The sequence below is a fragment of the Candidatus Omnitrophota bacterium genome (genome assembly GCA_016929445.1).
In the GTDB taxonomy this organism is placed as follows: Bacteria; Omnitrophota; Gorgyraeia; order JAFGIU01; family JAFGIU01; genus JAFGIU01.
Genome location: JAFGIU010000073.1, coordinates 1 through 26,004, shown reverse-complemented (window position 1 = coordinate 26,004; position 26,004 = coordinate 1). Strand labels below are relative to the sequence as shown.

Below are 26,004 nucleotides of genomic sequence, written 5' to 3'. Positions count from 1 at the left end.
AGAAGATAGGGTCGTGTGCTATACTTCCACCTATATACGCAGGGTAAGGGCCATTCTGCCCAAACCTAGGGACAGGTCTCTCTAACACCAATTGGCATAATAAATTAGGTGAGAACCGTCCCCCCCTGTGTGTTTGAATCCCTGAAGTTGTCGGCACCGGAGAAGTCAGATCAAAGGACGTTGTGAAGGGACGGACCTCGCGTAAGTGGTTGGCGGAGTAAGAGTAGGCGAGACCTGTCCCTGAAGCTGAGCTAGGACTTCATGAGCAAACTCACCCAAAAACTTTGGTTTCGGTTGATCGCTGTGGTCATGGCGCAGGTCTTTGTGTTTACGAGCGTGGACCTGAGTGTCGCCGCGCCCATCGAGTCATTGCGACCCCTGGCTCGTCATTGCGAGCCGCAGGCGAAGCAATCTGTGACCCACGAGCTCGCCGTCAGCGCTCCCTTTGCTGCCAGGCTCCGTCAGGTCCTCCGAGAATCCAATCTAGTAGGCTCTGTAGAACCGGAACTCAGCTATTCCTTTGCCATGCTTGCAGCCGCAGCGCAGAAAACAGAGGATGAGGCAGCCTGGCAAGTGGCGCGCTCCTGGTTTGGTCCTTCGCACAAAGACGATTATCTGCGCTTCTTCGAGATACTCAGAGCAAAGAATTTGTTTGATGAAAAAGCTGAAGTTCGAATGTGGGGCCTCATGGTTCAACCTGAGATATCGAGTTTCCTGGCAAATTTGGTGCGGGAAATAAGTGAAAATAGGCCTTCGGTTATTCGGTATCAGGGTGATCAGGAACTGAATTATGTTACCGCTGGAAAGTTTTTCACAAGAGAAGTCTCGATTCAAGAACAGTATTTGGACCGCTTTTTTAGAGAGCACCATATCAGTGCTCAGATCAGCCAAGCCGTGTGGCAAGAAGCCCTCAATGAGTGGCAAAAAACCGATGATTATAGAGGCCTGCCGGAGGAATTAAAAAGGGTGTTTAATGATTTACCGGAAAAGCCTGCACTGGAGCTTGCTGGGGCTTTAGTTAACGGTCTTGAGCAAGCACTGGCTTTCCGGACTGTATTAACGGCCCAAGCTGCATTTGATGATCAGCCTGGAGCTGCATCGGCAGACGCCCCAGCAGCCGTTTCCGCCTATGCCCAAAAAAGCATGGGCCCATCGGATCAGTTTAAACCTATTGATTTGGCAGACACGCTGGCGCGGGATGACGCAACACTTCTTTCGCGCGGCCAAGTCCAAACCTTACTTCAGAATCTTCCCTTGCCTTCCGCAGATCCCAAAGACCCTCGCGTGCAGCGCATTCAGAAGCGCATCAATCAGAATCTGTGGCCTGGGGGAACAGCCCGCGGATTTGCGGGCGGTGTGCGTCGCATGGGAATGCAGATCATGCGTTTGCGATGGGGCATCGGCGGAGTCGGAGTCTTGGCAGCGGCAGCCGGCCTGGCCGTTGTCTTTGCTCCGGCTGTGTTGCCTGTAGCGGCGTTGGCGGCTCCGGTCGGATTGCTGGGCTATGTGATCATTCGCGGAGGCAATTTGTGGCGCGCTCACCGCTACAACGAGAAGCAACGCATTGAGGCAGCTCAAAGGCAATATCCAGATACGCAAATCGGTGAAGATTATAGAACTCGCTGGTCCCTCAGCTCCTATCTGCGATCTCAGGCACCGGTGTTAGGCCTGGCTGTCGCGGGCTTGGGTGTGGCAATGGCCTTGCTGGCGGCTCCTGCCGCAGCTCCGGCAGTTTTGATCGGCTTGGGAATTTTGGCCGTGGCCGCACCGCTGGCGCTTCAACTTCCGGGCTTGGATGGTTTGCGCCGGGAGGCAAGGGCATGGGGTGTGGGGGAAGATCAAAGCGCAGTGCCGGTTTACCAAGTGCCTTTGGTCAGCGGAGAGGAATTGGCGTATCACGGGATGGTGGGCGGCAAGTCCGTAATTGTGGTGAACGCCAGCCGTTCCGAGGCTGAACAAGCCGAAGCCATTCACCGCGAATTGGCGGAGCTTGCCTGGGTTGCGCGATTGGGCGGGCGGAGTCCCGGGGCGTGGCTCAGGCGGAGAAAAATCAAAGGCCTTGCCCGGGCTCACCAAAAGGAACTCAGCACCCGGCTGGAACAAGCCGGAGCTCAAGCGCTGCAAAGTCCTGAGGTCACCAGACTCAAAGCCAACCTAGAGCGTCTGGAACAGGAGCTTGCTCTTCAGGGGGATGAATGGGTCGAACTTTGGGCTCACCGGCTTGGCGCGGAAGTTCATACCCGGGACTTTGGTGTGTCTGCATACACGTTGCATGAGTGGGAGCGCTTGGCCCAAGGCCACCGTGAGGGAAACACTGAGGACTTGGCTTGGTTGCTTCAGGAAGACCGCAGCCTGCACCATGCCGTGGCTCAGGCAATGCTGGGCCGCATAGAAGATCAAGAGCTATTGCGTTACGAAAATTCGAATCAGAAGGTCTGGGCATCTGTCCTAGCGAAGAGGCCATGGACACCCATACAGAATTTGTTATCCGCTTCACTCGAGGATCAAATTGCCAGTGCTTGGTATCTGGATTGGAACTTGGGGCAAGGCACGGAAATCGGCAACCCAGAGGCAGCCCGTGCTTTCCTGCAACACTGTCTCCAGGGCCCGCCGGCCCTTGCCGCCCCGGCAGTTCGGGCTTACGCAAACTTTGTCCGGCAGCATCCTCCGAGCTCGTGGCAATCCCTTGCCCAAGAAATCCAAATCCTGGGCCATTTGATCAACGGCGAGCCGGGGCAACACGAGCAATTGCCTTCACAGGAGCTGCGTGAGCAGGCCTTCAGCGCGCTTGAGGTCTTGGCAATACAAGCCGTGCAGCTCATTCGGAACTATTCCTCCGATACAGAGCTGCGGACAGCGGATAAAGCTGCGCAGGCCGACCCTGTCCTTCTTCTGGTCCGCGTCCTTCGCGACATCCAGATGAAATCAGCGGGCGGCAAGCTGGCGCCGGAGGAAAGTCAAACGATTCGCGAAAAGAGTGTGGAGTTATTGGGTAGCCTCGCGATGGCGCTGGATTCGCATGCCACGACCTCACCGGGAGGGGTGACGTTAAGCGAGTTGCGTCCCAAGAATGCCCCCCAGGCCCGCGCGGAAATCATAGAAACCTTGGAACTCCTGGCCACCTTTGAAGTGAATATTACGCCTGAAGGTAGGCATGAAGACAAGCCGCTTCGAATGCCTGCGATTCAAACCCTGGCCTCCGTGCTTCACGGTGAGAACCCTCCGCCAGCCAAGTTGGAACAGTTGTGGATCGAGGCGGAGGAGCGCCGCCTGGGCGGGCCTCAAAGAGTGGTCTGGGGCGATTTTTCCGCAGTCCCGGATGCGGCGGCAGAATCTCTGGCAAGGTCTCAGCAAGAGATCCAAGACCTTTTCTTGGATCATCCCATGGTGAAATCAGAGTCTTCAGTGTTCTCTGAATTTCAGGAGGGCCTTTGGCCCCAGGCCCAGGGCTGGCGGTTGCGCCCCGGCTTGCGCCGCGTCAGTTCAGTTCTGGGGCGTTTGGGTCTGCGCACCGGGACGGCTTTACTGGTGGGGACGGCCTTAGTGGCTTCAGGATTCCTGGTTGCTGTATCGGCGAGTTTGGCATTAGCTCTCTTGACTGCCTTGGGAGTGATGGTGTTTGGAATCACCTTTGCCGTCCAGCTTATCACCAAGGATTGGGCAGGGGCCGGAAAAACTCTGTGGACTGCAGGAGCCGTGGGCGCGGGCATCCTACTGGCTCCGGTGGGGGTCATCGCCCTTTGCTTTGGAATTTCCGCCCTTGGCTTTAGCACCTTTGCCCTGGTGGACAAGGGATACCAAAAGGCGCCTGCCGTGCATTGGGGCACGCATCCGAACGGGCTCAAGGGTGGCCCTCTCTTCATAGGCAAGGATCCGGTCACAAGCCAGGATGTGATTGTGCTCAATAAGGCCTATGAAGGCCAGACTGAATTAATCGCAGAAGCCCTATATAGGGAAGGCCGGCGCCAGCACTGGCTGCGCACCCTGCGCAGCGATCCAGGACGCCTTCAGTTTGCTGCGGTGTCCGAGGATTGGCAAAGCGTTGAAGAGGCGGCCGGAGTTTTGGCAGACGCGGACTTGTACGCGCAGTTTGGTTTGGGCGCGTACCGCCGCAAGCAGCTCCGGGACTGGGAGCGCTACCCGCAAATCGCGCGGGCCATGCAGCGCAAGATGAACGGCGAGAAAAATCGCAACGAGGCACTGTACCGCGTGTTCCTGGGATGGGACGCTGAATTGGGCAAACGCGGCAACGCCGCGGCCAGCATGGAAAGCAAGATGGCATGGCTCTGCGGCGTGGTGGCGGGCGAAGTGGCTTGGCAAGATGTCATGGATAAGAGGGGCGATCTGTCCTGGATTCCCGTGTCTATCTGGGCTGCGGGCTCTCTCCTGCGCAAAGAGCGCTTTACCCTGGAGCAGATCCGTTTCCGGGATTATGACAGCCTTTTTGGTGTTCCGGTGCAGGGGCCGCCGGGAGGGATTCCCATGGCGGAGGAGATTCGCGGCAGAATGACCGGGGACACAATCCCGCTGTCTGATTTGCGCGGTCTGATAGGCTCCGACAACCTGAATGATTTGAAAATGCAGGGGCATGAGAAGGCCCGGATGATCGGTGATGCGGCTGAAGCCGCCACCCAACTTGCTGTCCACCGAGTCCTGAACAATCAATGGACCGACCCGGCCTTGGCCCCGGCGCAGCAGGGAGTTCCGGTTTTGAGTTCGCTTGGAAGTCGATTAAATATAAACCCCCACACTGAAATAGTCCCCAGTTTCCTGGATGCAACCGGGCCGAATCCGGAAGTCCGTCATCTGGCGCGTATTTTGGGAAGTAGCGGTTTGCCGGAAAGTTTGCGCAAGCAAGCCCTGGACGGGCTCAAGGAAACCGGTTTGATGCTCAACCTGCGCCAACAAATGTTGAATCCCGGGACCACTGACTTGCGGTCAGCCCTGGCCTCGCATCAAATGATTCTGGAGGCTCTGGCCTCGGGTTACGGGACTTCGCTGGATGCGGAGGCGGTTGCCGCGATTGCCGAACTGGCGGGCATGCCTTTGGCCGTTGGTCTTCACTGGGATCAAATCAGCCGCGATCCTAAAGTCTTGGGAGAGGTCCTCAAAGCTTCCGTGGGGCAAGAGGAGTGGAATCGCCGTGAGAATTTGATTCGGAGCCGGATGAGCAATGCACCCCCAGATGATGTGACACGGAAAATCGTCCGGAGCTTGATGCGATCCCATCCTTTTGCGGTGGTGCGGGCAGTCCTCAGCGGCCGGGCTCAAGAGGTGGCGGCAGAGGGCGTTCTCGGCACACGGCTGAAGCACGCTGTAGCCGTTCTCTCCTATGCCGGCTCTCCAACTGCTTTTGCCGCAATGGCGCGATTGGTGGGCAAAGACGATGTGGTGCGGTCTTGGAAGGCGTGGAACTCCGCCACCACGGGCGCGCGCATCTGGGCTGCGGGAGAGGATCCTGTTCAACAAGCTAAAGCCGCAAGCGATGCCCAGGAACGACAGGGACGAGTGGCAAACGGTATAGGAGCGATGCAGAATGGCGGTTTGATGTGGCATGGAAAAGCACAAGGCGCCCAATCAAAAGCCTTTCATCCGTACGTGGGGCCTGTTTCCCTGCCTGGGAAAGGGGCTGTGCGCCCACTCAGCAGTCCTGGAGGGTGGTCTTTGTACCCCGCAGACGCCAAGGATCCTGCCAGAGGCAAGGCAAAGGTGAAACCGTCTCCGGGTTATGCGCTATCGCAAGGGGATCCAATCTGTGCAGAACTGGAGAAGGTCTTTAACGAGATAGCCGATACTTTGGGCCGCAATTCCCAAGCAGCAATTGCAGTTGGGAGAGTGTCAGCGGGTTTGGCCTCTGTCCGGGCAATCCGGTTTTTTGAGGAGAGCGGCTTCAACTCGGAGAGAAAACCCGTCCATGTTCTTTTGGCTCAAGAGGGGGAAGACCAGGTTCTGTATGTAAATTCCGCCGCTGCGTCCGTCGGCACCTTGCTGACCTGGGATTCTTCAACGCGCAAATGGGGAAGCGCGATCAATCAAGACCAACTCCGCAATTTGGCCTATGCCTTGGTGGCCAATGTGGACTGGTTGTGGCCCGAACCTGCGCAGGACGCAACTCCGATCCGTTGGGATACGGCCAAGTTAATGTCTGTGCGCGGGGTGGAAGACTCTGAACTGCCGGCGAATTTACAGGCACAATTGAATTCTGCCAGCCCGCTGACCGGGGAAGACACACAAGAACTTTTTGCCCCGATTTTGAGCAAGAACACACCCCGCACCGGACTGATTGCAAAGCATATCCAAAGGGCCACAAGACCCAGCCCGCTCTCGAGACTGGCCGCGTTCCTTGTGTCACCGTTGGATATTTCCGCGGGCTTTTTGGCGTATTACGCGGGTGTGGCCAGGCGCCGTTGGGATCAAGGGCCGGCTTCCCCGGAGGAAGAACACCAGACTGGAATGGCTGCAGTGGGGCGTGTAAAGTCCAGCACGGCCCCGGCCCTTGAACGCGCTCAGGCATCCGGACTTGCGGGATTCCATGCCTGGGTGACCCAGCGGCGGGTGTTCGTGGCTGCGGGGGCGGCTCTGGCCGCAGGCGTGGCGCTGGTCGCTGGGATTCAACTGGCTCCTGCCTTGAGTGTAGGTTTGATGGTACTGGGTCTTTCCCGGATCTTTGCGCCTGTAATCGCTTCCCGTTTGGGAGAGATCGAGGTGCCGGAAGTGAAAGTTGGCGAGCAATGGGCTGCAGGGAGGGCCGCTATTAGCCAAGATTTTGCGCGGGAAAGGCAGGCCACCGCAGGGGCAGCACGCGAAGCCCGGGCCGAGTGGGCCGCGGCTCGAGCAGAAATTGACGCAGCATTGAAGCCATTCAGGCAGTGGCTTTCCGAGCGCGCCAAGTCCCTTGCAGGCATCAAGGCTGTTCAAACACTTTTGGTTCCGGTGCGGGTTGTGCGCAGGATTGTGCGTCTAATTTTGTCCCGGCCCGTGCGTTTAGGCTCCCTTGGGTTTGCCGCGGGTCTGGCGGTCGGGGCCGCGGCCTTGAGTGCGGGAGGACTTTCTCTTGCAGTCGTCGCCGTGCCGCTCGTGCTGGTCTCGCCTTTCTTGGTTCATCTGGCCCTGGGCTTGGCTCGTCTGGTGCTGCGGCATCCTGCGCGCAGCGCGGTGATCCTTGGGGTGCCTGTTGCGGGAATCGCCGGCTTGGGGATTGCCCTGAGCGCGGGCGCGGGTCTGGCAGCGGGCGCGGCTATGGGTGTTGCTGCTGCAGGGGTGGTTTTGGTTGTGCCGGTTGTGGTGATGGGATTGAGGCGAGTCTTCAGGCCTGTATTTCGCGCTATGGGCCGCCGGGCCGGGAGCGGCATTAGCTCGGCCGTTGACCGCGTCAACGGCCGCGGCACCACGCTCTGGGGGCTCTTGCGGGGCGCGGCAGGGAGCCTCTTCGAAAATCTAGTGCGGCCCTACGAAGGAAAGTTGTTGAGAGATGCGCGCCTTTATCAGGGACTCGCCGTTTTTGGAGTGGGTTTTGTGGCCTTTGGAGTGGCTGTGTCCGTGCCTTTGGCTACCACCATTGTGGGTGCTGTGGGCCTGAGTCTGGTTGCTGCGGCAGTTTTTGTAGGGGCTGCTCGGGTTTGGCTGCGCTTCAGCCCGCGCCGCTATTACAACTTCAGGCAGGTGCCGATCTATCGAGCGGATCTGGGCAACCGAGGGGAAAAGGGGCCCCCGGCAGCCTATATGCAAGTCCAGTTGCAGGGTCAGACCCAGCCTCAATGGGTCCTGGCGATCAACACCCGATATGACGATCAACCCGCTGTTCAATCCGCGGCTGCCTACCAGGACCTTCGGGAGATCTATTGGCGGGAGCGTTTTGCGCAACACCGTTTCCGGATCTTAAACGGCCATCTTTCCCTGGGCCGCAAGCTCAAGCTTGCGCGCTGGAATGCGGTGACTGCGCTTCACGATGCAAACCTGAGGGGAATCGCCGGTCTCTTCGCAGGATTCGCCATGCGCGTGCTTGCGGGCAGTTGGTTTAAGGCCCCGGACTTTGATCATGCCACCAATCTCTTACGGAAAATTGAAGAGGACGAAAGGCATCTGGCCCATGTGCTGGGCGCTGGGGAGCGCGTGCTGGCCGAGGGGAACAAAGGGAAAAAGAGCATGGCTTCTTCTGAAGTCAGCGCTGCGTTACAAGACGTTGACGGTCGAAACGAACTCATCGAGGAGTACCTTAAGGGTTCCCGCGGTTTCCATCACAAGGCCTACCGCCGTTATTTGGGGGCAAAGGCGGCCCGCGCAATCCAGGCCCATGAAGCCAAAGTTCAGGAAATTCTCGTTGCGGCCGTAAATAGGGAACAAAAGCTAGCATCTGGCCTTGCCACCGCAGCCATGGGCAAGATTTATGCGTCAGTTGATTCTCAAACCCTCCACACCGGGCGGGTGAGTGTTGACGAGAACGGGTATTTGAAGGACGCGGAAACATGGGACCCGTTGTGGGTGCGGAAGCCAGGTATGAATGAGCGAATCCAAGCCAGAGTTACCGAGGACCAGACAGATAAGTTGACGCAGCGCCAAGCGGATGAGCTGGCTAGGCAGCTTGAGCAGCCGTTGGCTGAGCTTGAAAGACAGTTCCAAGATATCGGGCCGGAAGCCGCCACCCGTGTGCGGGAATTTCTTGGCATAATTCGCCAGTCCGGGGCCCAAGTGCACCTCATCCAGGACAACGAGAATATCCGGGGTTTTGTGGATGAAGATGGGATTGTTTGGATATCCAAACGCCTCGCAACCCACCCCATTGCCTTTTTCCACGAGTTCCTCATTGAAGGGTATTTCCGGGACGTAAACTTACCGGAAGGCCTCAATCCCCACACCCTCGGTCGTGGCGCGGGCAAGGACCTGCGCAATCTCTTTGACCAGAATGCCCCGGCCTGGTCGTCTTTGAGCGCAGAAGATCTTGTTGCCGCATTGGAAACCGCATTGAGTCAAAATCCAATCGAAAAAGCCGACGGTAGCACCCGCACTCTGACCGATGCGGAAAAGGCTCTCATTCGATACAACGCAGCCCGTGGCAAAACCGGCCGCGAACTCCTGTATGGCATCCAGGACGAAATCTTCGGCCCTGAAGCCAACGAAGCCTTCACCGAAGAACTCCGGATTTGGGCCGAGGTCCTGCGATTGCACGGGGACGATCCGCTAGATCCCTACGCGACATTTCTCGATATATACGCCCATTGGAGGGATTACCCACAATTCTCTTACGCTGCGATGCGGAATATCTATATCCGGGAGAATGAAAGACGGGGTTATCAAGACCCCTACCAGGATGGTTTTGATCCCAAAGCAGCTGGAGCCGGAGCAGACCGCTATCCCCCCCCGAATTCGGGTCCCTCGAGCGCGTTCATGGGCAAAAGCTATGATCCTGAGGGTGGGCTCTACGACCGGGGCGGAGTGCAGCGGCAATCCACGGGAGTGTCCAATGAATACACGCTGCTGGACGCGGACGGAGCCGAACTCCGGGATGGGCCCGGGGCGGCTTCCTCCCCGATTCGAGTTCGAGATGTGGTGGACAGCCAGGGGAGAGCCCAGACGGTGCAGTTGGGGCAAGGCATTTTGGGTACAATGGAATCGCTCCGGATAAGCAAACTCCACACGGATGGGGTGATCTCGCGTGAATTGGCGGACTATATCCGTGGCTTTAACGCAAGCGGCCGCGAGATTCAGCTCATTGAAGACAACGGAAATGCGCGCGGTTTCTGGGAATTAACCGCAAGTCAGCCTGTTCCCGCCCTCGACAACCCGGTTTCCCTCACCCCGCAAGCTGCCTTCCATCCCAGCGGCATAGGGCCTTTCCATGAAGCGCTGGAACTCTACGGCGCAGTCAACCCCAATGACCGTCCGCAAGACATGCCTGATGCAGTTACCAACCACACGCGCTGGCGCGGGGTGGGACAGGATGTGCGGGATGCTCATGATACTAATGAAGGGATGGAACGCGCCCGCAATCTTCCAGACTTTCTCAATGCGTTGGAGGCTGAGTGTGTTCGCCGGCTGACTGCATCGGAAGAGGGTTTGATTACATTTAACTGGAATCTCGGTGTTCGAGGCCGCGCGCTGCTCTACGGAATCCAAGACGAGATCTTCGGGCCTGAAGCCAATGAAGCCTTTACACGGGAGATGGACACGTGGGCCGGTGAGGCGCTTTTAAGAGCCCAGTATGAGTGGGCTTCGGAGGACTTGCAGGCCCAGCTCACGGAAAAACTTGTGTCCCCGGCCATTCTGGTTCCGTGGGTCCGGGACATGACTGCACGTATCCACAAGTACAACCGCACAATCCGTCAAATGCCACAGCAGAACAGGCAACCCATTGACATTCCAGACTTTATTGATGTCTTTTTGGAAAATGCAGAGGTGAATCCGGATGTACTGTCTTGGGCTTGCTACAGGATGGAAGCGGAGGGTTTGCTTCGGCCTGGCGCAATAGGCACACAGAACCTGCACAATGAGGCAGTTCTCAAACGGGCCGTGACCAAAGGGTTGCTTGCCCAAATTGGACGGCTGAGCGACAGCCTTCGATCCGATGGCGGCGTGGGTTATCTGATCAGCTATGACAGTTTGATTACAGCTGTGCACCATCTGTGCAATGTACAAAATATCCACGGAAGTCCCGAGCAGGCCTGTGTTGTCCTTTCCGGGGTTCTGAGCGGGGAGCAAGAAGTGTCGGCGCTGTCCGGTGAAGTGCCCGTGAGAATGCCTGGGCGCTCCCTAGGAATCCAGGCCAGCGCTGCCCGGACGACTCCGTCGTTATCGCTGCCGCTTCTTTTGAGAGAAATAGCGCAAGCGGCTCCAGACTCCCCGCAGTTATTGGCCCTGAGACAGGCCTTGACAGACCCTGCAAGCTTAAGAGTCTGGCATGATTATTTTATGGGCGAAATAGGGTCGACATCTGGGATCTCAGATGCAGATATTCTGATAGAGACGGCTTCGGTATTTTCTTATCAGCCAATTGGTGAGTCACCGAAAGACCGAGTTCCTTTGGCAATGATGCATGAACTGGAGAAACTGGGGGCTCTCTCAGGCGCTGCAAATATAAATGATCCTGAATACTTCTGGGTAGGCCTGGCCCAGGACATTCTTCTCCCAGGTCTCAAAGCTGTTTTTTCGCAGAAGCCGGGATCTCCTCGCCTGGACTTTGAGAGTATGGAATCGCTCACCAAGTCCATTCAAGCGTGGCTTACCGACGGCCAGGGCGGGGGCGGAGAGGTTTCATGGGAGACGGCGTTGGCTTCCTGTTCCGGAGAATTAACCCTGCGGCAAGTGAGTGAATTGCCGGACTGGGTTGCAGAAGAAGGGAATACAGGTATAGGCCCGGGAACAGCATTTGCAGCATACACTTACTACATACGTCTCGGTGGCCTTCCGAGGGCCTTGGGGGATGAAATCCAGTCTGGAGCGGTAGCTTTGCAGTTGGTTTCCGATTCTGATTACCCGGTGGTATTGGGTGGAGTCGACGTCTTGCAGGAGTCGCTGTTAAGTCGGGTGGTTTTGGAGGAGGCTCCAAACAACACCTGCAATATTCTTCTGCCCTTCAAAGCGGGCAATCCACCCAATTATGAGACCGCTTCGCTGAGGGTGCTGTCGAATCGCAATTCGACTCCATCGTCTCGCACAATCCTGGCAACGAAGTCTGTGAGGCTGCAAATCGACGGCCAGGGCGGGGGTGGGAGTCTGAAGTATTGGGATGACTTGAGCCGCGCAGCCATTGAGCTTCACCAAGTTTGGGGCCTTGAACAAGTTGTCTCTTGGCAAACAGCAGTTGATGGGGGTGCCCACTCCGAAGCGCTTTGCGAGGCGCTCACTTCCCCTGATGTGCTTTATCGGTTGGTTTCACTGGTTCGGGGCTCAGAGTACACAAGCTACCATTCTGATGGCGATCAAGCGGTGGACTCAGCTTTCAGGAGCCTCGGGCCCACGATGAGGGATTTGAGACTCCCGGTTATGGAGGGTGGGGACCTTGCGGCCAAGCGGCAAGGTTTGGCTCTTCTTGTTGTGTGCTACATCGGGATACGTGACAGCATGGAATCAGAAGGCGGCAATCTGTCCGTTGAGGCAAGAGCATTTAGGGCAGCATTGCTTGATTCTTTAGGATTAGGAGAAGAGAGTTTTGGAGGTATATTGCGAACAGTCCATGAGCGGTTGAAAACCGATCCACCGCTTGCTGAGGAGCCTCCCAGTGCCGAGGCGCCGCAATCTTGGGCAAAGCGCCTTGACCGAGCCTATTTAGCAGCCTCGCAACAGAACCGGATTGGGTTTGCAGATGTTTTAGCGGGCGTGCCTTCGCTGCTTGGTTTTGCATCGGAGCGCGAAGCGGCGGTTACCTCCGACATCCAAGCCGCTGGTTTAAACGCAATCGTGGATTATTTGTTGAGACAAAAACAGCTGTCTCTGCCGTACGGAAAAACCTCTTTGCATGTTGCCTATGCATTGATCGAACATATTGAAGAAGTTCTTGATAATCCGCCGAGCTCTTCAAGATGGTTGGATTCTCTGTATGAGTCTCTGCAAATACCTGCGCATCAGAGATCCCCTCAACTTGCCGGAGAGCGGCTTCTTGGCATTCTCACCGGCGACGGCCAGGGCGGGGGGCTCAGTCCGGCACAAGTGTTGGGCAAGGTGGTTGCGGTTAGGGAGAATGCCGTGGTAATTCTCGGAAAGATTCTTGAGGTTGAAACAAATAAGCAAGCTGAATTCGCAAGGTATCTTGATAATCCATTACTCAACCCGCGCGCAGGCTTGGCGCGTGCAATTGGAGCAGAAACTTCATTGAATGACGAGCAGCTCGGATTGGCTCTCGTGGAGTATCTGCTGCAGCATCATCATATCCAAGCTATTGGGCTTGTGATAAAAGCCGGCGGATTGAGCCTGGGTCAACTTATCCATGTGTCTGGGCGCTATGCGCCCGGTCTTTTAAGCCTGTACGCAGGCCAAACCCCTTATCTGCAAATTGCCAATGCCGAGTTTTGGGCACGTATCTTGCCTCAAGACGCGCAGGTTGTGATAAGCATCCCCACGCGCAGGATAAGAATGCAATGGCCTGCTGGAGATCTCAGATTCCGGCAGGGAAATGCGCCGAGAGGCACCCTAATCGAAAACGGGAATCTGCTTCTGGATATTTCCAGCCTTCTGCAGGCTGCGTCACAAGGGGCGCTTGCAATCACAGTCGAGATAAAGGGTCCAGACGGTGTTGTCTTGTGGCAAGAGCAAAGATGGCTGAGCCATTCTGGGGGCCGTTTAAACCTGGCTGCTTCTTCTGAAGGCGGCGCGCTCAAGGATATCGGAGTGTGGAACCAGCAAGAGTTGCGGACATATGACTTAAACAGCCTCCTTTCCGGGGCAGCGCCCATCGCGCAGGAGGAGTTGCGGAAACTCCTCGATCAGGGCTCGCATGCGATTCCAGCTGAAAAGAGATCAGCCGCTTTGGATCAGTTGGAGGAAGGGCTGCAGAGTCTGCCTGTTTATATTACCGATCTGGGAGAAGACGGGCCGCCTGCCTACGAAGGGCTTCTCCGTGATCCGCTAAGTGGATCGTCTAGCCGCGTTGTTGTTCTCAATAGCGCACGCCGCGATCCTGCGCTCCGGTTGGAAGCCCTCTATCATGAGGTTCAGGAGGTTAAGTGGATTCAGACACTTGGAAGCCGTCTGGAGGAATTGCGGCAAGAGCCGTTTGCCCAAGAGCTGATAAGCGAATTAAAAGGACAGTATCCAAATGGAGATGTTCTGGATGGGCGCCTTTTGGAGCGCTTGGCGCACCGCTTGGCTTCGGCAGAACAGGCTGCTCTATTTGGTTTCAGTACTTTTGTGACTGGGCAAATGGAGGGTTGGATCCAGGGCCTTGCAGTTGACCCGTATTTCTTATCGCCTCTGATCAATGAGGGTATTGGAGAGGGGCGGGCTTCTCATAAAGGTCTTCGAAATTGGGCTGTGCAGGCGGGGTTGATGCCGGAAACCGCGGCCGCTGCTGCTGAGACTCATGAGAATGAATTGCACGAGTTTATGCTGAGTTTGGCTGGGGTCCGGATCCAGTTGCCGGAACTTAGCCCCGGTGAATTTCTGGTTGTCGCTGCGCATTTAGTGGATGCGGCCCGGTGGCAGCCGGGTTATTCCAAAGATGCCGCGCAGTATCGCAATCGAATGCTTTACCTTGTGCTGGAACGGGCTGCAATGGCTGCTCAAGCCATGGATGCGCGCTATGAAGAAATTTACGAACTCATCGATGAGTTCGAGCAGGCTATCCCTTCGGATGCTCTAAATAAGGAAGCCCGGGAATTTTTGGATCCACTCCGGGACACCCGCAGTGCATATTCCTTCGCTCCGGGGGCCGGACAAGGATATTGGCAAACCCAAGTGGCGCCTCAGTTGCAGCTCCTTAGGGATCTTGCGCAAGGAGGGGAGTTGGCTCAGCTTGCAGAGGGGGTGGATGTCCGGCAACTGACGCATGACTTAGTAAATCAGGCCACCCGTCAGTTTGGATCTCCATCGTTCAGTTATCAAATCGTGGATGGCGGAAATACTCTGAATGTTCAAGGACCGAGTCTGCCTTTTATTGCCAGGGAAACTGTGTGGGAGTTCCTGACCAATGCCTGGAAGTATGGGAGTTCCACTGGCCCGGGAGATCCGAAGAATGTGGACGTGAGTTTGGACAATGCCATTCTGCCGTTAGTTCTTTTGGGTGCAACGGTCGATGACCGTATTTCGGTTCCCTCTGAAGGATTGGCCCGGGGTCCCTGGGAAGCAAAAATGCTGCGGGGCGGGGTTTCTGATGCTGAACTGGCGATTGAGCGCCGGATCACCAATAGGGGGAGCGCAGCAGTTGTGGTTCAGGCAGAGCTTGTTTATGTGGAGGGCGGCACGGAGCAGGTCCTGAGTCGGGGAGATCCGGTTTCTATTTCTCCCCAATCGGTGGAAGGTGTGAGAGTGCCTTGGGTGCTCGACTACAAAGAAATACAACAGAAGCTGGGGAGGGGGTCGGTTGTTCTGCGCTTGCGGCAAGTGGACGCCGGTCAGGCCGATTTAGACGGGCTCTTGTGTGAAAGTAATGCGCTGGAGTTTCGTCCAGTGGTTGCGGTCAGTGTGAAAGATCAAGGTCCGGGGCTTGCGCAAAAGAGCCTTGATGAGTTGAGGTTTTTCCCGCTGGGGTGGAGGGCGCCGGAGAATCAAGAGACTGCAAAGGGCACTGGAAGGGGATTGCATAGCATTCATGAATTAGTAACCGCGTCCGGCGGGCATTTGCATGTGGACAGTCATGAAGGGGGTGCCGGATCCGGAACAAGATTTACGGGTTATTTTCCTGTTCAAGGCAAACCCGTAGGGCTGGAAGTGCTTATGGATCTTGTGGAAGCGGTATTCCACCGCGCCAAGAATGCCGGGATGTTACCTATGACTTATGCTGAATTTGCCAGGCAAGAGCTCGAAATCCAAGTATCCGGGGAAGTTTTTCAAAAGATTTCCGGACTTGAGGAAAGGATCGCTGCATTGGCAGTGGATGCTTCGGGACCCCTCTACATGAGCGGAATTCATATGTTTCTTGGCGATCGCGCAACAAGATTGCAGTCAATGCTTGAAAAGTGCGAAGAGCTTGGGATCCGGCCCCGGGTTCTGATAGAGAATTTTATGAGGGATGAGGATCCGGCGCAGGCCTTTGCTGATGCCCTGGTGGCTGAGATGCGCACGGGCACTCAAATAAACCCCCGTGAAATTAAGGAAAGGAAGCAGGCTCTCTTGAATGCGGTGCGTTTGCGTTGGGATGAGGGGTCTTCGCAGAGACAGCTTTTTGAATCGCTTCTGGAATCGGGAGTAACCCTGGACCGCGCAGATGGAGAGTCCATGCAAGTTCTGGTTGAGTACTCTGATGCCAGTGACTTTAGTGCTAGAGCGGAGACCACGCGACTGGCTTTCTCTCACTATGATTCTGTGTGGATGACGGATTCATCACGGGAGCGTAAGGCTGTGCGGGTCATCAAAATTGTGCTCGCCAATGATTCAGACGCATTGGCGGTTTTGGATGAACTCCTGAGAGAAATGCTGCGTTTCGAAGGAATTCCGTCGGCCATTAACATTCCCGGGCTGCGGCCCCGGCTATCCGGTGGATTGGGAAAAGCGGCTGCTTCGCGTTTGCTGGGTTTGGAATTACCCCGTGATGTGGAGAGATCTCTCACTGAGATTGTTAGGACAGCGGATCCGGTCAAGGCAAGACTTTTAATGGACTCTTTGGAGCGCGAATGGCATCCAGCTTGGACTGTGGAGCCCCTCAGCGGGGAGCATGAGGAATTGAGAAAATTTGTTGAACCCGTTGTGCGGGCCGTTAACGCCCGCATTGCCCTGGCGCGGCAGGTTCTCAATGGCGAGAAGACGCTCGATGACTGGCACGCAGCAGCTGCGACGCCATTGCCGGATGCCACAGGCACCCTCACCGACGCCGCCTTTGCCACCGTGGACTTGACTTCCGCCCTCTAACCAGGGACGGTTCCAAGGACACAGGGGACACATCTCCTTCGGAGATATGTCCCCTGAGAACTTCCGAGGTCCGTCCCCACTTATGCGGTTGACGTATCGAGAAGGGATCGCCGGGCCATCTCAAAAATAGGCAAGGCCACAATGTTTTCGGCGAGCGCATGAGGTTTGTCCGAAAGATTGACAAGGTAGCCTGCCTTCACCTCGTTTTCAAACAAGCGGCTGAACGCTGTCATTCCCTTAATCATGCCGTGGTTTTGTTTGGCTGCCAGCTTCACTTCAATGGGAATAAGCGCCCCGGCAACTTCCACCACAAAGTCGACTTCCTCTCCTGCCGAGGTTCTCCACCAGTAGACTTGGGGGATCTCACCCCGCCCGTGAAAATCCCGAACAATCTCATTGAGCACCAGCGTCTCAAGCAGAGGACCTGCCTGAGGGCCTTTGAACACTTGCTCAACAGAGGTGATCCCGTTGAGATAGCACACAAAGCCTGTGTCCGAGAAATAGATTTTGGGGCTCTTGATAATGCGCTTTCCCTTGTTTCGGTAGTAAGGCTGCACCAGCGTAACCTGATGACTGGCTTCGAGGATGGAGACCCAGTTCTTTATTGTGTTGACGGCCACGCCCAGATCCCGGGAAAGGGCGGATAGATTCAAAACCTGGCCGTTGAATGCGGCCAAGAGACGCAGAAAGCGCTGAAAATCAGTGAGATCTCCGATCTTCTTGAGTTGGCGAACGTCTCTCTCAAGATAGGTCTGGAGGTATCCTGTGTGCCAGAGTTTGGAATTCATCTTTTCTTGGACAACCAGCTCCGGATATCCACCCCGCAGAATTCGTTTCTTGAGTTGACCCAATTGGAGATCGGATTGATTCCGGAATTCCTCTTGAAGGGAAAAAGAGAGGAGGGAAAAAAGGGCGATTCGCCCTGCCAAGGATTCGCTGACTCCGGCCATAAGCGGAAAGACTTGGGAGCCGGTCAATAGAAAGTCGCCGCGGTTTGAGCGGTGCTCGTCAATGTGGACCTTCAAGAAGGGAAGCAACCCGGGAGCGTATTGGATTTCATCAATGATTAGCGGCGGGGGATTGTTCTTGAGAAAGAGCTTCGGATCTTCTCTGGCCTCCAGCTGTGCCTCCGGGTCGTCAAGCGTGACATAATTGTGGCTTTTCGAAAACAGGTGCTTGAGAAGCGTGGTCTTCCCGGATTGGCGGGGCCCGGTGACCATTAGTGCCGGGAATTGCTGTGCCGCCTCCTTTAGCAGAGGCTCGATGGTTCGTTTCAGGTAGAGAATAGCCCTTCCTCCTGTTTGTATATTTGCAAGTATACTGCAAATCTGCATATTTTCAAGGGCCCTATCCAACGGCCCTATCCAACCTTGCATGGGACTCTGCTCTCCAGTCAGGGACGGTTCTCGCCATCCCGCTGTACTGCAGCAAGTTACGTGAGAACCGTCCCCTAGTCCCAGGTCTCAGGCACTGGCAGTGAAGCATCCTTCTGCAGGGACTCCAGTGCCAGACACCTCCCACTGAGAATCCTGGGAAATCCGTCCCCGCTGGTTTGATCAGCCCTTGCCCCTCCTCCCACCCTCGGATAGAATGACAACTGTCATGCACCTGGTATACGCGGATCACAACGCGACCACGCCGGTCCACCCCGAAGTGGCGGCGGCGATGTCGCCTTTTTTTGCTGAAAATTTCGGTAACGCCTTGTCCCTGCATCAGTTCGGGCAACACGCCCGCGCTGCTGTGGAAAAGGCGCGGGCGCAGTGTGCCGCCCTTTTGGGTTGTAAACCCGGGCAGATTCTCTTTACCAGCGGCGCCAGCGAGTCCAATAACCTCGCTGTCAAAGGCCTGGCCTGGGCCCGGCAGGACAAGGGCCGCCATATCATCAGCTCGACTGTGGAGCACAGCGCAGTCCTGAATCCCTGTAAGTGGCTTGCCACCCAGGGCTTTGAGGTTACGTTCCTTCCGGTGGACGCCACGGGCCGGCTCGACCCGCAGGACCTCAAGGCCGCCATCCGGCCGGACACTATTCTCATTTCCATCATGTGGGCCAATAATGAGCTGGGCACCGTGGAGCCCATGCCTGAGATCGCGGCCCTTGCCAATGAGGCGGGCGTGCCCCTGCACACGGACGCGGTCCAAGCTGTGGGCAAACTGCCGCTTAATATAGAGGAAGTGAAGGTGCAGGCCTTGTCCATTTCCTCGCACAAGTTTTACGGGCCCAAGGGCGCGGGCCTTTTGTATTTGGAAAAGGGCACGATACCGGTGCCGCTCATTCACGGGGGCACGCATGAGCGCGGCCTGCGCGCGGGCACGGAAAATGTGCCCGGCATTGTGGGCATGGGCAAAGCCGCGGAGCTGGCGCTCAGGGAGCTTGCCACGGAAACACCCCGGCTGCGTGTCCTTACGGACCGGCTTTGGAAGGGGATCCAGGAGCGTATCGAGGGCGCCCATCTTAACGGCCACCCCAGGGAGCGTTTGTGTAATACTCTGAATGTGAGTTTCGACGGAGTCGAGGGCGAGGCGCTGGTCGTGCATCTGGATTTGGAAGGCGTGGCAGTCTCCACGGGCGCGGCCTGCAGCTCGGGCGCGGTGGATCCCTCGCACGCCTTGATGGCCACGGGCATGCCGCGCGAGCGCGCCAACAGCTCAATCCGGATTTCTCTGGGCCGCACGGACACCGGTGCGGACGTGGAACGGATTTTGGAAGTTTTGCCTGCGGTGGTCAAAAAGCTGCGGGCTATTCTGGCTTAACCATGAACCTTGAACCCGAATCCATTAAGAAACACCTGCGGCAGGAAATCAAAGCCCGGGTTCGGGAATTGAGTGCGGAAGAGAAGTGGCACCGTAGCGAATCCATTGCTCAGGCTGCGACTTTTTCGAAAGCGTTTATATCTGCCGCATTGTTGATGATGTACTTGCCGTTGCCGGAAGAAGTCGATACCTGGCCCATCATTCAAGCGGCCTGGGCAGCGGGCAAGCAGGTGGCAGTACCTGTGACATCTGTTAGAGAGAAGACAATTGAACCCAGGCTGATCCGGCCTGGGGATGAGATGCATTTGGTTCGCGGGGCCTTTGGGATTATGGAGCCGCAGGCTTTTGCCCCGAAGGTGGAGGTCGGTGCCATCGAGTTGGTGTTTGTTCCCTGTGTGGGCTTTGACGCCGGGCACCGGCGTCTGGGCCATGGGGGTGGCTATTATGACCGTTTTCTTGCGGGCCTGTCAGAGGGCACCCCGATGATCGGGTTGGCCTTTGCGCAGCAGCGGGTGGATTCCATTCCCTCAGAACCCACTGATATCTCTCTCACGGACGTCCTTTGGGCTTAAGACCGAAATCCAATATCAGCTAAGAACAGGGAGGTCGACCCGTGTCCACCCCCATTTCCATCGTATGGCTATTAGCAGCAGCTGTGCCCGCCGCAGTGATTGGTATTTTCTTGGGCTATGGAGCGCGCAAGAGAATCGGAGAACGCCGCATTGGGAGTGCGGAGGCCGAAGCCAGTCGCCGGGTGCAGATTGCTGATCAAGAGATCGAAGACCGCAGGACCCAACTGGAGTTGGATTCCAAAGACCGCCTTCTCAATATGCAAACCGAATTTGAGAAGCAAACCCAAACGCGGCGGCAGGAGCTGAGCGAGCAGCAACAGCGCCTGGTGCAGCGCGAGGAAAACCTGGAACGTAAACTCGAGGTGGTGGAGAAGAAGGATCTGTCCATCCAGGCGCTGGAGCAGGGGATCAAAACCCGCGAAAAGGAATTGCATGAGCACGAAGAAGAACTGCAGTCCCTGATCGAGGAAGAAAAGCGCCTCTTGCAGCGGGTTTCCGGAATGGGCGCCGAGGAAGGCCGCCGGCTGCTCCTATCCAAATTGGAGCTTGAACTGCGGCATGAGGCAGGAGTCAGGGTCAAGCAAATTGAGGAAGAGACGCGCATGGCCGCCGATCACAAGGCACGCAAGATCGTGGCCGAGGCTATTCAGCGCTGCGCCGCAGAGCAGACCATGGAAAGCACCGTGTGTGTGGTGCCGTTACCTTCGGACGACATGAAGGGCCGGATTATCGGGCGCGAGGGCCGCAATATCCGCGCGCTGGAAATGATCACGGGCGTGGATGTAATCATCGACGACACCCCCGGGGCAGTGACGCTTTCGGCCTTTGACGGCGTGCGCCGTGAAATAGCGCGGCGTTCTCTGGAAACTCTGATTACCGACGGCCGTATTCACCCGGCGCGCATCGAAGAGGTCGTGACCAAAACTAAACAGGAGATGGACCGTATCATTTGGGAGGAAGGGGAGAAAGCCGTGATGGAGGTGGGGGTTCAGGGTTTGCATCCGGAACTCATCAAACTCCTGGGCCGGCTGCGCTTCCGCACCAGTTACGGCCAAAATGTTTTGGAGCATCTCAAGGAGTGCGCCTTTTTGATGGGGGTAATGGCTTCAGAGCTGGGCCTGGATTTTTGGCTGGCGCGGCGGATTGGTTTGTTGCACGATGTGGGCAAGGCCGTGAGCCATAATGTGGAAGGCCCGCACGCGGTGATCGGCGGCCAGCTTGTGCGCAAGTACGGCGAGAGCGAGGAAGTTTGTCACGGAGTGGAGGCTCACCACGGCGAAGTGGAGCAGCGCAGCGTGATGTCGGTTTTGGCTCAGGCTGCGGATGCCATCAGCGGGGCGCGTCCCGGAGCGCGGCGTGAAGTCTTTGAAAGTTATGTGAAGCGATTGGAAAATCTTGAAAAGATCGCCGATACTTTTAAGGGAGTGGGCAAGGCCTATGCGATCCAGGCGGGCCGGGAGGTCCGGGTGATTGTGGAACCGCACAAGGTCTCGGACCGGGAAATGCCTCTGATGGCACGCGAGCTGTCCAAAAAGATCAGCGATGGTTTGGAATTTCCGGGCCAAATCAAGGTGACGATTATCCGCGAGACCCGGGCCGTTGAATATGCCAAGTGAATGAGGACCTGAGTTGTGGAGCGCAAGCGAAGGATGGAATTCGCAAGCACTGTCATTCCCGCGCAGGCGGGAATCTACTCGGATAACTGACATGGCAAGCTATTACGTCTACATTTTGGCTAGCCGCGCCAATGGAACTTTGTATTTGGGCGTGACCAATGACCTCGTGAAGAGTGTGTATCAGCACAGGAACAACCTGCTGGAAGGGTACACTTCGAAATATTGTGTGCACCGCCTTGTGTATTTTGAGGAGACTGAGGATGTCCACAGCGCCCTCAGTCGAGAGAAGCGAATCAAGAAGTGGAACAGGGCGTGGAAGATTCGCCTGATTGAAGACAGAAATCCGGACTGGAAGGACCTTTATTCGGAGATCCTGGGTAACTAGATCCCCGCCTGCGCGGGGATGACATCTTTGCCTGCGCGGGGATGACATTTACGCCAATGACTCAACTTGATTTTATCCGCCAGATTGTCAGTGACGACGTCAAGGCCGGCAAGCACGGAGGCCGCGTGCACACGCGCTTCCCTCCGGAGCCCAACGGCTACTTGCACATCGGGCACGCCAAGGCAATCTGCCTGAGCTTTGAGGTGGCCAGGGAGTTCCAAGGGCTTTGCAACCTGCGCTTTGACGATACGGATCCTACCAAGGAAGAGATCGAGTACGTCGAGTCCATCCAGAATGATGTGCGCTGGCTGGGCTATGACTGGGACGACCGCCTGTTCTATGCCTCGGACTATTTTCAGTTTATGTACGAGTGCGCGGAAAAACTCATTCAAAAGGGCGCGGCCTTTGTCTGCGATCAGTCCCTGGAGGAGATCCGGGCCACCCGCGGCACGGTCAAGCAGGCCGGCCGAAACAGCCCGTATCGCGATCGCAGTGTGGAGGAAAATCTGGATCTCTTCAGGCGCATGCGCGCGGGTGAATTTGAAGACGGCTCCAAGGTCCTGCGCGCCAAGATCGATATGGCTTCGCCCAATATGAATATGCGGGACCCGGTAGTGTACCGGATTCGCCGGGAACATCACTATCGCACGGGCGACGAGTGGTGCATCTATCCCATGTACGATTTTGCGCATTGCCTGGAGGACTCCAAAGAGGGGATCACGCACTCCTTGTGTACTTTGGAATTCGAGATCCGGCGGCCTCTTTATGATTGGTTTCTGGATCAGCTCGAATTGCATCACCCGCAGCAAATCGAGTTTGCGCGCCTGAACCTGACGTATACCGTGATGAGCAAGCGCCGGCTCCTGGAATTGGTTGAAGACGGCTTGGTCCAGGGCTGGGATGATCCGCGCATGCCCACGATTGCGGGATTGAGACGCCGGGGGTTCACGCCCGCTTCTATCCGCAACTTTTGCCAGGTGATCGGGCTCTCCAAATTCAATTCCATGATTGATGTGGGCGTGCTGGAAAACAGTGTGCGCGAGGACCTGAACCAAAGCGCCGCGCGTGTGTTGGGCGTTTTGAGACCGCTCAAGGTGGTCCTCACCAATTATCCTGAAGACCAGGTCGAGGAATTGGATGCGGTGAATAATCCCGAAGACGAGAGCATGGGAACGCGTAAGCTGCCTTTTAGCCGCACCTTGTATGTGGAGCGCGATGACTTTATGGAAGAGGCCCCGCGCAAGTGGTTCCGGTTGGCGCCCGGGAGCGAGGTGCGTTTGCGTTACGCGTATTTCATCACCTGTGAGGAAGTCATTAAGGATGAGAACGGAGAGGTGGTGGAGTTGCGCTGCACCTATGATCCGCTAACCCGCGGGGGTGATGCCCCGGACGGCCGCAAGGTGCGCGGTACTTTGCACTGGGTTTCGGCCGGCCACGCGGTCTCGGCTGAGGTGCGTTTGTACGACCGGCTGTTTTTGCAGAAAGACCCCAGCGCAGTGGAGGAAGGGGTGGATTGGAAGGCCGGGCTTAATCCGGATTCCTTGGAGATCCTGGAAAATGCCTTTGTGGAGCCCAGTGTGCAGGGCGCGGCCCCGGGTACGCGTTTTCAGTTTGAACGCATGGGTTATTTTTGTGTGGATCCGAAGAGTTCGGATCAAAAGATGGTGTTCAATCGCACCGTGACACTCAAGGACTCCTGGGCCAAAATCGCGGCAAAGGGTTAATGGGTTTCAGGCCAGAGGCCGTAACCATTGTCATTCCCGCGAATGCGGATTGAAGTATTGTCATTCCCGCGAAGGCGGGAATCTACTTGGATAACTGAAAGAAACTAGATCCCCGCCTGCGCGGGGATGACAAGGATTGCAATGAAAATCCTGATGTGTGGAGACATTGTGGGCAGCCCGGGCCGCAAGGCCGTGGGCCATATTCTTCCCCGGCTCAAAGCCGAAGGCAAGGTGGATTTTGCCGTGGGCAACGGCGAAAACGCGGCCGGCGGAAGCGGGATCACGGCAAAGGCGGCCATGGAACTTTTTGACATGGGACTCGATGTCATCACCTCAGGCGATCATATTTGGGATCAGCGCGATGTCGTGGAATACCTGGGGTATGAACGGCGCCTGTTGCGGCCTTTGAATTACCCGGAAGGCGCACCCGGCTCGGGCGAAGTCGTGGTGGACGGCCCAGGAGGCACGCGCGTGGGTGTGCTCAATGCGGGCGGGCGCGTGTTTATGCATGTGCATTTTGATGATCCCTTCCGTACTGTGGAGGCCGCAGTGCGGCGGCTCCGCGAGCAGACGCCGATTATCTTGGTAGACTTCCATGCCGAGGCCACCAGCGAAAAGGTCGCGCTCGGCTGGCATTTGGATGGCTTGATTACCGCGCTTGTCGGATCGCATACGCACGTGCAAACCGCCGACGAACGCATTCTCCCCGGGGGCACCGGATACATCACCGATTTAGGGATGACCGGCCCTCATGATTCAGTGCTCGGCCGTCGGGTGGACTCTGTGTTGTCCAAGTTCAGGACACAGATGCCGAACCGATTTCCCGTTGCCGAAGGAAACGTCAAGCTTTGTGGTGTGATTATGGACGTGGACGAGGCAACCGGAAAAGTGCGTTCCATTGAACGCATTCAGGAGGCACTGGATGGAGGCGCATCGACTTAAAACGCGCTCTTGGGCCCACCGCCCGCGCGAGCGCTTGTTAAAGCACGGCACACAGGCCCTCAAAGACGAGGATCTTTTGGCCGTGGTATTGGGATCGGGCGTGGCCGGCCGCAATGTGCAGAGCTTGGCGCGCCATTTGTTGCAAGGCCGCAGCCTGCATGAGCTGGCTGCGTTGTCATCTGAGGAACTGCAGGCGGTGCGCGGGATCGGCCCGGCAAGGGCCTGCCAGCTGAAAGCCGCATTTGAGTTGGCCCACCGGGCCCGGGACCGGCCGGCCGCGTCCATTACTTCGCCGGAGCAAGTGGCGGTTTTGGTGGCTGATCTGCAGACACGGAGGCGCGAACATTTTGTGGCGCTCTATTTGGACGCGCGTAAGCGGCTTCTTAAGCGGCACACGGTTTCAGTGGGAACGCTTACGGCCAGCCTGGTCCACCCGCGGGAGGTCTTCGGGCCTGCCCTGGAGCTTGGTGCGGCCAGTGTGATTTTGGCGCACAATCACCCGAGCGGGGATGTGGAAGCTTCGCCTGAGGACCGGGCGCTGACGGAGCGCTTGATTGCCGCCGGCCAACTCATGGGCATCGAGGTGCTGGATCATCTCATTGTCGGCGGGGGGAGCTACTCATCTGTCTTTTCTTCACGGTGCCAGGCACCGGTGCCAGGCACCGGTGCCTGACACCAAGGTAGAAGCCAATGGATTTATTCGACCCTATACCAGAAGAAAACGCCCTCGAAGAAACCCAACCCGAGCAAAGCCGTCCGCTCACGGTCTCCGAACTCACTCGCCAGGTCAAACAGCTCCTCGAAGAAATCTACCCGCGCGTCTGGGTCGTGGGCGAGATCTCCAATCTGCGCACTCCAGCCTCGGGCCATATGTACTTCACCCTCAAAGATGAAGGCGCGGAACTCGCGTGCGTGTTCTTCAAATTTGCCAGCCAGCGCCTTAAATTCAAACTCGAAGACGGGCTTCAGGTGGTCTTGCGCGGCAGCGTCACGGTGTACGAGCGCCAGGGCAAGTACCAGCTCAAAGTGGATACAGCCGAACCCAAGGGCGCGGGCGCGCTGCAACTGGCCTTCGAACAGCTCAAAAAGAAGCTCGCAGCCGAAGGCCTTTTTGATCCGGAGCACAAGAAGCCGGTTCCGTGGCTTCCCAAACGCATCGGCGTGGTGACCTCCCCCACAGGCGCGGCAATCCGCGACATTCTCCATGTCCTGGCGCGGCGTATGCCCGGTATGGATGTCTTGATTGCGCCGGTGCGCGTCCAAGGGGAGGAGGCTGCCCCGGAGATTGCCGCGGCGATTCGCGTGATGAATGCGCTAAAGAATGTCGATGTCTTGATTGTGGGGCGCGGCGGGGGCAGCCTGGAGGATCTCTGGTGCTTTAACGAGGAGATCGTGGCCCGCGCGATTTATGAATCGGAGTTGCCTGTGATTTCGGCCGTGGGGCATGAGATCGATTGGACCATTGCCGACATGGTGGCGGATGTGCGCGCCCCCACCCCGTCGGCTGCGGCTGAGATTGT

At 56.9% G+C, this 26,004-nt stretch carries 10 protein-coding genes; 9 read left to right on the top strand and 1 reads right to left on the bottom strand.

Annotation, left to right across the window (positions count from 1 at the left end):
• The first annotated feature begins 261 nt into the window (after positions 1–261).
• The gene (locus tag JW937_06330; protein ID MBN1587026.1) at positions 262–16,494 is read left to right on the top strand and encodes an ATP-binding protein; all 16,233 of its coding nucleotides are present in this window, start codon (positions 262–264) and stop codon (positions 16,492–16,494) included.
• A gap of 80 nt (positions 16,495–16,574) precedes the next feature.
• On the opposite strand, the gene JW937_06325 is transcribed toward JW937_06330, so the two are convergent.
• Positions 16,575–17,714, bottom strand: coding sequence for an ATP-binding protein (locus JW937_06325; protein MBN1587025.1), 1,140 nt, complete (start codon positions 17,712–17,714; stop codon positions 16,575–16,577).
• Positions 17,715–18,096: 382 nt separating this feature from the next.
• Between JW937_06325 and JW937_06320 the strand changes: the two genes are divergently transcribed.
• From JW937_06320 to JW937_06285, 8 genes are all read left to right on the top strand, one after another.
• Complete coding sequence (locus JW937_06320; GenBank protein ID MBN1587024.1) at positions 18,097–19,245, top strand: cysteine desulfurase; 1,149 nt, start codon at positions 18,097–18,099, stop codon at positions 19,243–19,245.
• A 2-nt stretch (positions 19,246–19,247) separates the two neighbouring features.
• Complete coding sequence (locus tag JW937_06315) at positions 19,248–19,817, top strand: 5-formyltetrahydrofolate cyclo-ligase (GenBank protein ID MBN1587023.1); 570 nt, start codon at positions 19,248–19,250, stop codon at positions 19,815–19,817.
• 41 nt (positions 19,818–19,858) lie between these two features.
• Complete coding sequence (gene rny, locus JW937_06310) at positions 19,859–21,433, top strand: ribonuclease Y (protein ID MBN1587022.1); 1,575 nt, start codon at positions 19,859–19,861, stop codon at positions 21,431–21,433.
• A 91-nt stretch (positions 21,434–21,524) separates the two neighbouring features.
• Positions 21,525–21,818, top strand: coding sequence for a GIY-YIG nuclease family protein (locus JW937_06305; GenBank protein MBN1587021.1), 294 nt, complete (start codon positions 21,525–21,527; stop codon positions 21,816–21,818).
• A gap of 41 nt (positions 21,819–21,859) precedes the next feature.
• Positions 21,860–23,542, top strand: coding sequence for a glutamine--tRNA ligase/YqeY domain fusion protein (locus tag JW937_06300; protein ID MBN1587020.1), 1,683 nt, complete (start codon positions 21,860–21,862; stop codon positions 23,540–23,542).
• Positions 23,543–23,683: 141 nt separating this feature from the next.
• Positions 23,684–24,484: a TIGR00282 family metallophosphoesterase gene (locus tag JW937_06295; protein ID MBN1587019.1), complete on the top strand. Its 801-nt coding sequence runs from the start codon at positions 23,684–23,686 to the stop codon at positions 24,482–24,484.
• Entirely contained in the window at positions 24,465–25,157 is a 693-nt protein-coding gene (radC, locus tag JW937_06290) for a DNA repair protein RadC (GenBank protein ID MBN1587018.1), read from the top strand. Before JW937_06295 ends, radC begins: the two co-directional genes overlap by 20 nt.
• A 17-nt stretch (positions 25,158–25,174) precedes the next feature.
• Positions 25,175–26,004, top strand: an 830-nt coding sequence (locus tag JW937_06285) for an exodeoxyribonuclease VII large subunit (GenBank protein MBN1587017.1), incomplete at its 3' end; no start/stop codon positions are given.